The following is an 8,698-nucleotide window of genomic DNA, read 5'->3' on the forward strand; positions in this document are numbered from 1 at the left end:
GTTATTTCGGCGTACCCATTTGTTATTTCGGCGTACCCATTTGTTATTTCGGCGTACCCATTTGTTATTTCGGCGTACCCATTTGTTATTTCGGCGTACCCATTTTCGCGGATCTACATAAGCATTTAAAATATCAGTTAAAATGCTAGCGCTCACAACGATCGCACCAAAAAAGACTAGCACTCCCTGAACTGTGGGATACAGCGCTTGCGGCTATTATGCAATACAGTTTTCCTCTTGCCCCTCTGCTATCATAGCTTTCAGCTTTGAGGATGTACCTCATAGCTGCCGTAAGTGCTGTAATCGCTATCGGCGATCGCTTGATATAACGGAGTAGTAGTTTTATGGACTACAGCCAGTTTAGTTTAGCTAAAGCAAAACAAGAGTTTAGTTTAACCACATTAGAAAAACGCGATATTTTCGCTGCCGTTCCTGAATTAACAGCGAGTAACTTACTTGTAGAAACACTCAATTATAACCTGGAAATAGCTTTAGCTAGTAATAGTGAAAAAGCGCGTTCTGAGTTAATTATTGCTCCAATTTTAGTTGACTTACGTCGACAATTGCACGAAAAAGTTAGTTTATTTTCTGGGATAGATTTTACTGTTGATAATACTAAAGGATTAAACGGTATTTGCGATTTTATTATTACTAAATCTCCAGAAATTCTAATTTTGACAGCACCAGTAATTACAGTTGTAGAAGCAAAAAAAGAAAATATTAATGCGGGTTTGGGTCAGTGTGCAGCCGAAATGGTAGCAGCTAAAATGTTTAATGAGCAAGCTGCGACTGAGATTAAAATAATTTACGGCGCAGTCACAACGGGCAGTATTTGGCAATTCTTGAAACTAGAAGAACAAGTATTGAGCATTGATTTAAGCGAATATTATCTCAAAGATGTAAATAAAATTCTTGGTATTTTAGCTAGTGGTATTTCTCAAGAAAATTAACAAAATATTAAACAGATTAATACCGAATTCGCGGATCTACATAAGCATTTAAAATATCAATCAAAATGCTTGCGCTGACAACGATCGCACCAAAAAAGACTAGCACTCCCTGAACTGTGGGATAATCGCGATCGGCGATCGCTTGATACAGTCGATTAGCTAACCCAGGCCAAGAAAATGTTACCTCTGTCAAAATCGCCCCACCTAACAGAGACGCAAAAGTTAATCCCAACACTGTAATTACTGGAATTAGAGCATTCTTTAACGCATGAGATACTAAAATCTTATTTTCACCAATACCTCTGGCTCTAGCGGCTTCTACATAATCTGCTTTCAAAGTTTGCTTTAAATTCACTCGCACAATTCGCTCAAAAATCCCACTCAGCAAAATTCCCAAAGTGAGACTCGGTAGGGCAAGATGGTGCAAAGATGTAAAAAACTGGATGAGATTTCCACCGAGTAAGCTATCAATTGTATACAAACCAGTCACAGTAGTGGGAGCCGGAAGATTAGGCGGGAAGCGGTTGGAATTGGGAAACCAGCCGAGTTGGACTGAGAAAACCAACTGCAAAAGCATTCCCGCCCAAAACATGGGAAGTGCATAGGTGATAATCCCAAACAAGCGTCCACCAACATCAAAATATGTCCCAGGACGAGAAGCTGAAAGAGTCCCAACCGCAATTCCGACGATGAGTGCAACCGCCATACTACATACTGCTAACTCCACCGTCGCCGGGAAATATTGCCCAATTATGTCCCAAACATTCTGTCCGCGACTCATTAAAGAAGTTCCCAAATCGAAACGCAGTATGCTTCCCAAGTAATTGAGGTACTGTAGCCACAGGGGAAAGTTTAAACCTAATTGTTTTCGTAATTCTTCTTTAGCAGCTTCTGGCGCACGTCCACCGAGAATTGCATCTGCGGGATCTCCTGGTGTTGCTCTTAGTAAGAGAAAGACAATAGTGATGATTGTTAATAGCTGAAGTGGCGCGAGAAGCAACCGAGAAACTATGTAATATTGTAAAGCTTTAGAACGAGACATAAGCAATTCAAACTTTAAAATTCAATTCTTGAAAGCATCTTATCTATTGACTAGATACTAAACATATTTAATTAAGAGCCAATAATCAATGACTTGTAAAACATCTTTATTCTCTCTGCGCTACGCCAGTTGCTACAACGGGGGGAACCCCCGCAACGCACTGGCTTCTCTGCGTCTCTGCGGTTAAAAATTAATTAAATCAACCACAGAGGCGCAGAGAACACAGAGGTAAGAGGTTAAAGAGTAATTTCTTGTCACTTTGACTTTTTAACTACTTTTTAATTGTTTGGTAAACCAGAATTTGGGTTGGGTTAAGCTGTACGCTGTTTACACCTTTTTGGGCAAATACATAGTCTTTGCTTTGCCATAAGGGAACGTAAGGTACATCAGCAGTTTCTTGCTTTTGAATTTCTGCAAAAATTTTCTGACGTACTTCAGGGTTTAGTTCTTTGCGTTGCTGATCGATCAGTTTATTCATCGCTTCGCTATAGTAGAACGAACCCTGACTTTGACTGCCTCCATCTTCGCATCCTTTAGCAACTGAACCTTTATCACAAGACAAAAACGGCTGGACGTAATTATCTGGATCTAAAAAGTCTGGATACCAATCAAGTAAAGCTCCTGGATATAAACCTTTGGTAATGTCTTTAAAGAAAGCTGGCCCTTCAGCAGGGGTGACTTCAAATTGCAGTATTCCATCCATTTTGGCATCAACAAGAGATTTGAGCGTCTGTGCTGCCAAACTACGAGTAGGCGAACTAGAAGGATACCAAATTTGGACTTTTGCCGGATTTTCTTTGGAGAAACCAGCAGTAGCTAACAATTTTTTAGCTTTATCAAAGTTAGCATCGCCATAAGCATCTTTGAATAATGGCAAAGAAACATTCAATGTCGTGGGAATCATGCTATAAAGCGGATCTGCTTGGCCAAGTAAAGCCCGCTCATTTAGAAGTGGACGGTCAATGATTGACGCGATCGCTTGTCTAACCTCTAATTTATCTAAGGGCTTTTGATTTCGGTTCAATACCAGATAACTTACTACACTACCCTCAGCTGCGATCGCTTGCCAATCCCCTTTTTTACCACCTTCTTCCAAGCTACGATTTTGATCTGGCTGTAGAGACAGATAAGCCACATCTACAGCGCCTGTACGGAAAGCATTAAACAAATTAACGGGACTCGTCTGAATTTGGAGGTTAACACCCTTGTTAGCTGGTTTTTCTCCCCAATATTTATCAAACGGATCAAATCTGATTGAATCAGTACCATACTGGGCTAACTTGTAAGGGCCAGTTCCCACAAAAATATTCGGCTTAAATTTACCAGCACCGAGTTCGTAAGCTTTTGGCGAAACCGCACACACCCCAGGAAACGCCAGCAGTGACGGAAACGCTGCAAAGGGCTTTTTCAACTTAATAGTTAACTCATACTCGCTTGTAGTTTTTACCGAATCGACTACATCAGTTAGTAAAAATGAGGGTTTTCCTTTATTTTGAATAAAGCGGTTGATGCTAAACGCCATTGCTTGGGCATTGAAAGGAGTCCCATCGTGAAAAACCACTCCCTGACGCAAGGGGATGGTATAAGTTAAAGCATCTTGACTAACTTTAGGTAATGCTGTAGCCAACTGGGGCTTAATTTCCGTGCTTCCTGGGTTGTAGGTGTAAAGGCGATCGCTCATATTAAACACCAAGCCCAATGATGCTAACTCATAAGCATCAGCCGGATCAAGGGTTCTCGGCTTCGCTGTTGTACCTATAGTAATACGACCATCACCTGTAGGGCTATTCACAGAACCTGATGGTGGCGTAGTTGACTGTGGACGAGGAGTGCAACTAACAACTAAAAATAAACATAGAGAGAACAAAGATAGGAATTGTGTAATCCGACCCCACCGTTTTACGGACAAGGAAAACCAGGTCATACAGTTAAATTTTATGTAATCAGAAGTCAGCAACTATACTATATATTCGCTAGTTTTATAGAAATTTTTACAATTAATTACTAATTCATCCATTTTTTGATACTGAACAAAAAGATCCCCGACTTCTTCAAGAAGTCGGGGATCTAAGTCTCCTCTGGGTGTTTGTAAATATATATAGCGGTTCTCAGTTGAGTGAGATACACCCGTAAGGGCACAGCAGTGCTGTGCCCTTACACTTCGCTATTAATGTTGTACTACATCTGAATGGGAACCGCTATATAAATAATTAGAAAATGCGAAAAAATATCATTATTTTAAATATTGAATAATTTAAAGTGTTGAAATTAACTGTTCATGAATTTGAAAATTAGAGTCAAGAGAATAGTAATTTAATATAAAAATTTCTTTCCCCTTATATCATTCCCCTTTAAAGTTATCTTGCTTACTTTTGCCATTTTTTTGTACTGAGCTACATGAAAATAAATAAGTATTTCTTTTATTAGAACTTGAGTAACAATAATTTAAATAAGGTTGAATTTAAATTATCATTAGTTATACATATTTAACAAATAATATACGATATCGTAAACAGCAGATTGAAAGTTTAATAGTGAGACTAAGACCGTGAAATATTTCTTTCTATCTGAGGGATGGACAGTTGCGAGAGTCTGGGCATCTGATGGACTCTGGCAAATAGCCGCATGGCGACGACAACCAGATATTCAGCGAATGAATGTTTGTTTAGTGGAAGAAAACGAATTGCTATGGCTTTATCGAGTTGAAGAAGCGATTTTAACCGTTGAGGTGAAGCCGGCAATACCAGTCACAGCCGGTACTACCATAGGTCAAGTAGTACTCAAGCGTCTGATGAGCGCTGAACAGGTAATCGAACGCTTAGACACAGCTGAGGCAAAGTGTCAATTACAAAATATCCAGTTGGTGGTTCAGTAGAAATTGGGAATTGGGCATGGGGCATGGGGCATGGGGCATGGGGAGATATAGCGTTTCTTAATCATACAAGGTACATCATAGCCCTCCTCGCTTGCGGGGAGGGGTTCTTGTAACTCACTCAACTGAGAATTGCTATAAGAGGACTCCTAATTCCCAATGCCCAATGCCCAATGCCCAATTCCCAATTCCCAATTTAAAGATAAATTTAATCTGTGACGGTTATTGGTAGCGAAAAAACTTTGTGATGCTACGCGATCGCATCAATTTACACGCTTGCAAACAATTCCATCAATAGTTACACTTTTTAAAACATTCTCATTTTTTGCTTGGCGGTGGCTACCCTACAAGGTAAACCTCCCGAAGCGAGTAAGCATTGCCAAAGCGCCCACACTGTCTGACTTTTAAGACTAACCGTGGTAGTACTATGGCTCTGGCAATAACAAAAAACAAGAGAGAGTTTTCTGAGTGGCGAATTTCGTTTCTTAGAATCTCAGTAAGAAAATTGCTTTGTAAACTAACTCATCGAGGAGGAGCGTAGTCGATGGGACTACCCTGGTACCGAGTACATACAGTCGTTCTGAATGATCCAGGCCGGCTGATTTCAGTACACCTAATGCACACAGCCTTAGTAGCAGGCTGGGCTGGTTCGATGGCACTCTACGAACTAGCTGTTTATGACCCTAGCGATCCAATTCTCAACCCAATGTGGCGACAAGGGATGTTCGTCCTCCCCTTCATGTCGCGTTTGGGTGTTACCGAATCTTGGGGTGGTTGGAGCGTTACTGGTGGACTAGCAAGCGATCCTGGCTTTTGGTCATTTGAAGGCGTTGCTGCGGCTCACATTGTTCTTTCTGGTCTTTTATTCTTAGCTGCCGTATGGCACTGGGTTTACTGGGATTTGGAACTCTTTAGAGATCCCCGCACTGGTGAACCTGCCTTAGACTTGCCAAAAATGTTTGGCATTCACCTGTTCTTATCTGGTCTACTTTGTTTTGGCTTTGGTGCTTTTCACGTCACCGGACTATTTGGACCGGGGATATGGGTTACTGATGCCTATGGTATAACTGGGGCTGCCCAGGGAGTAGCACCAGAATGGGGCCCTGATGGTTTTAACCCATATAACCCTGGTGGCATTGCGGCTCACCACATTGCGGCTGGTGTTGTTGGTATTATTGCAGGCTTATTCCACCTCACAGTTAGACCCCCCGAACGGCTTTACAAAGCCCTACGGATGGGGAACATTGAAACAGTACTTTCTAGCAGTATTGCAGCAGTTTTCTTTGCTGCTTTCGTTGTTGCAGGTACTATGTGGTACGGTAACGCCGCCACACCCATCGAATTGTTTGGCCCTACCCGCTACCAATGGGATCAAGGCTACTTCCGTCAAGAAATTCAGCGCCGCGTCCAAACTACCGTTGCTCAAGGTGCAACCCTTGACCAAGCTTGGTCGCAGATTCCTGAAAAGCTGGCTTTCTATGATTACGTCGGTAATAGCCCCGCTAAAGGCGGTCTATTCCGTACAGGGCCGATGGTGAAGGGTGATGGTATTGCCCAATCTTGGCAAGGTCACGCCGTATTCAAAGATTCTGAAGGACGGGAATTGACCGTGCGTCGTCTCCCCAACTTCTTTGAAACCTTCCCAGTGATTTTGACTGATGCTGATGGAATTGTCCGCGCTGATATTCCCTTCCGTCGGGCAGAATCTAAGTATAGCTTCGAGCAATCTGGTGTCAACGTCAGCTTCTATGGTGGTAATTTGAATGGTAAAACATTTACAGAACCAGCTGATGTGAAGAAGTATGCCCGTAAAGCTCAAGGTGGTGAAATCTTTGAATTTGACCGGGAAACCTTGAACTCTGATGGTGTATTCCGCACAAGTCCTAGAGGTTGGTTTACCTTTGGACACGCTGTATTTGCTCTGTTGTTCTTCTTTGGTCATCTCTGGCATGGCTCTCGGACAATTTACCGAGACGTATTTGCTGGTGTTGATGCGGATCTAGAAGAACAAGTTGAGTGGGGTCTTTTCCAGAAAGTGGGTGACAAATCAACCCGCCGGAAGGAAGCTCTCTAATTTCAGTGCTGAGTTATGAGTGCTGAGTTCCGAGTTAAAGCTCTGACCAAGTACTCATAGCTCAGTCATTGTAACTTTAATTACTAGCTGCATAGCCGGGACTAATAATATGGAAAGCGTTGCTTACATCTTGATTTTTACTCTGTGTATAGGTACTATCTTTTTTGCGATCGCATTTCGGGAACCCCCTCGCTTTGAGAAACCAAAAGATAAGTAGATCCTAAATTACCAAACCTTTAAGCCGATTTAAAGAAGTTAGTATCCGTTGCTACTAAATGTGGTGGCAACGGATATTATTGTGTTTGCCTTTTGTTGGTTTTAACTACTAAGTAAGTAACCAATCATTTTTATATTGTGATATAATTTCCAATCTTGGAGTAGATATGTGTTAATACTAGCGTTTCTGCGCTAAGATGAAAAAGAATGTTTTGTGTAAACTGCCATAGAACTGCTTACATAGTACATCACGCCTGTCACACAACCTTTACGGAGACTAGAACCAGGAACAAATAAGCATGGTCAATCAGAATTTAACCGCTACAGAAATTGGATTCACTCACGAAGATTTCGCTGCTCTACTTGACAAATACGATTATCATTTTAGCCCTGGTGATGTTGTGCCAGGAACAGTTTTCAGTATAGAGCCGCGCGGCGCTCTGATTGACATTGGTGCTAAAACCGCAGCATATATTCCTATACAAGAAATGTCTATTAACCGGGTGGATAGCCCGGAAGAAGTCTTACAGTCAAACGAAACGCGCGAATTTTTCATCCTTACCGATGAAAACGAAGATGGGCAATTAACTCTTTCCATTCGCCGTATTGAATATATGCGGGCTTGGGAGCGCGTGCGACAGCTGCAAGCAGAAGATGCCACTGTTCGTTCTGGCGTGTTTGCAACTAATCGCGGTGGTGCATTGGTACGGATTGAAGGATTACGTGGCTTTATCCCTGGTTCTCATATCAGTACTCGCAAACCTAAAGAAGAATTGGTAGGCGAAGATTTACCATTAAAATTCCTAGAGGTTGACGAAGAACGTAACCGCTTAGTTCTATCTCATCGTCGGGCGCTGGTTGAACGGAAGATGAACCGCCTAGAAGTCGGCGAAGTAGTAATTGGTACTGTTCGTGGTATCAAACCCTACGGTGCTTTCATCGACATCGGTGGTGTCAGTGGTCTACTACACATTTCTGAGATTTCCCACGAACATATTGATACACCTCACAGTGTGTTCAATGTCAATGATGAAGTGAAAGTTATGATCATTGACTTGGATGCAGAAAGGGGTCGGATTTCTCTATCTACCAAGCAGCTAGAACCCGAACCCGGCGACATGATTAAAAACCGGGATTTAGTTTACGATAAAGCAGAAGAAATGGCTGCTAAGTATCGTGAACAACTGCTAGCCAAACAACAAGGTGCAGCAGCAGCAGCAGCAGCACCTGCGGATGCTGTAGCAGAAGAAGATATTCCACCAGCAGCAGAACTTGAAGAAGAAGTTCCACCAGCAGCAGAACTTGAGGAAGTAACTCCAGTAGTTGCAGAAATTCAAGAAGAGATTCCAGCAGCCACGGAAACTGAAGAAGTAACTCCAGTAGTTGCGGAAATTCAAGAAGAAATTCCAGCAGCTATTGAAGAATAATAGATTTTATAGTTTTACTTGTTTTTAACGAGTCGCGGAAGTCCCCACCCTCAATGTACTCATAGGGTGGGGATTGTGAGCGGACGGCGACGAAACCAACTCCGACCGATATTAGTC

Annotated in this window: 9 protein-coding genes; 5 read left to right on the top strand and 4 right to left on the bottom strand. The window is 42.2% G+C overall.

Translation table 11 applies throughout. From position 1 onward, the window contains the following. Positions 1-183 (bottom strand): hypothetical protein (locus V7K98_RS21730; RefSeq protein ID WP_335025567.1); only part of this gene is annotated, 183 nt, incomplete at its 3' end. Positions 184-344: 161 nt separating this feature from the next. Between V7K98_RS21730 and V7K98_RS21735 the strand changes: the two genes are divergently transcribed. After that, complete coding sequence (locus V7K98_RS21735; protein ID WP_335025569.1) at positions 345-950, top strand: hypothetical protein; 606 nt, start codon at positions 345-347, stop codon at positions 948-950. A gap of 16 nt (positions 951-966) precedes the next feature. Here V7K98_RS21735 and V7K98_RS21740 read toward each other — a convergent pair whose 3' ends face one another. Then, a complete protein-coding gene (locus tag V7K98_RS21740; protein WP_335025572.1) occupies positions 967-1,992 on the bottom strand; it encodes an ABC transporter permease in 1,026 nt (341 codons plus the stop codon). A 271-nt stretch (positions 1,993-2,263) separates the two neighbouring features. Continuing rightward, positions 2,264-3,916 (bottom strand): ABC transporter substrate-binding protein, encoded by a 1,653-nt coding sequence (locus V7K98_RS21745; RefSeq protein WP_335025574.1) that lies wholly within the window; start codon positions 3,914-3,916, stop codon positions 2,264-2,266. Positions 3,917-4,540: 624 nt separating this feature from the next. Between V7K98_RS21745 and V7K98_RS21750 the strand changes: the two genes are divergently transcribed. Then, positions 4,541-4,867: a hypothetical protein gene (locus tag V7K98_RS21750; protein WP_335025576.1), complete on the top strand. Its 327-nt coding sequence runs from the start codon at positions 4,541-4,543 to the stop codon at positions 4,865-4,867. Here the strand turns inward: V7K98_RS21750 and V7K98_RS21755 are convergent. Then, positions 4,861-4,989 carry a hypothetical protein gene (locus V7K98_RS21755; RefSeq protein WP_335025578.1) on the bottom strand — a complete coding sequence of 43 codons (129 nt, stop codon included), beginning with the start codon at positions 4,987-4,989 and terminating at the stop codon, positions 4,861-4,863. The genes V7K98_RS21750 and V7K98_RS21755 overlap by 7 nt on opposite strands. Before the next feature lie 419 nt (positions 4,990-5,408). Here V7K98_RS21755 and psbB point away from each other — a divergent pair, with 419 nt between their 5' ends. The 3 genes from psbB to V7K98_RS21770 all read left to right on the top strand — a co-directional run bounded on the left by psbB (position 5,409) and on the right by V7K98_RS21770 (position 8,581). Next, positions 5,409-6,938, top strand: a complete 1,530-nt coding sequence (psbB, locus tag V7K98_RS21760) for a photosystem II chlorophyll-binding protein CP47 (protein ID WP_335025580.1) — start codon at positions 5,409-5,411, stop codon at positions 6,936-6,938. A 109-nt stretch (positions 6,939-7,047) separates the two neighbouring features. Beyond that, positions 7,048-7,155 (top strand): photosystem II reaction center protein T, encoded by a 108-nt coding sequence (locus V7K98_RS21765; RefSeq protein ID WP_012409025.1) that lies wholly within the window; start codon positions 7,048-7,050, stop codon positions 7,153-7,155. Between the two features lie 298 nt (positions 7,156-7,453). Continuing rightward, the gene (locus V7K98_RS21770) at positions 7,454-8,581 is read left to right on the top strand and encodes a 30S ribosomal protein S1 (protein WP_335025581.1); all 1,128 of its coding nucleotides are present in this window, start codon (positions 7,454-7,456) and stop codon (positions 8,579-8,581) included. The last annotated feature ends 117 nt before the right edge of the window (positions 8,582-8,698 follow it).

The sequence above is a fragment of the Nostoc sp. genome (assembly GCF_036917435.1).
GTDB lineage: Bacteria > Cyanobacteriota > Cyanobacteriia > Cyanobacteriales > Nostocaceae > Nostoc.

What these genes read in the sequence shown, in the direction of transcription:
- V7K98_RS21735 (WP_335025569.1), top strand. Translation starts at nt 345, where the DNA reads ATGGACTACAGCCAGTTTAGTTTAGCTAAAGCAAAACAAGAGTTTAGT.
- V7K98_RS21740 (WP_335025572.1), bottom strand. Translation starts at nt 1,992, where the DNA reads ATGTCTCGTTCTAAAGCTTTACAATATTACATAGTTTCTCGGTTGCTT.
- V7K98_RS21745 (WP_335025574.1), bottom strand. Translation starts at nt 3,916, where the DNA reads ATGACCTGGTTTTCCTTGTCCGTAAAACGGTGGGGTCGGATTACACAA.
- psbB (WP_335025580.1), top strand. Translation starts at nt 5,409, where the DNA reads ATGGGACTACCCTGGTACCGAGTACATACAGTCGTTCTGAATGATCCA.
- V7K98_RS21765 (WP_012409025.1), top strand. Translation starts at nt 7,048, where the DNA reads ATGGAAAGCGTTGCTTACATCTTGATTTTTACTCTGTGTATAGGTACT.
- V7K98_RS21770 (WP_335025581.1), top strand. Translation starts at nt 7,454, where the DNA reads ATGGTCAATCAGAATTTAACCGCTACAGAAATTGGATTCACTCACGAA.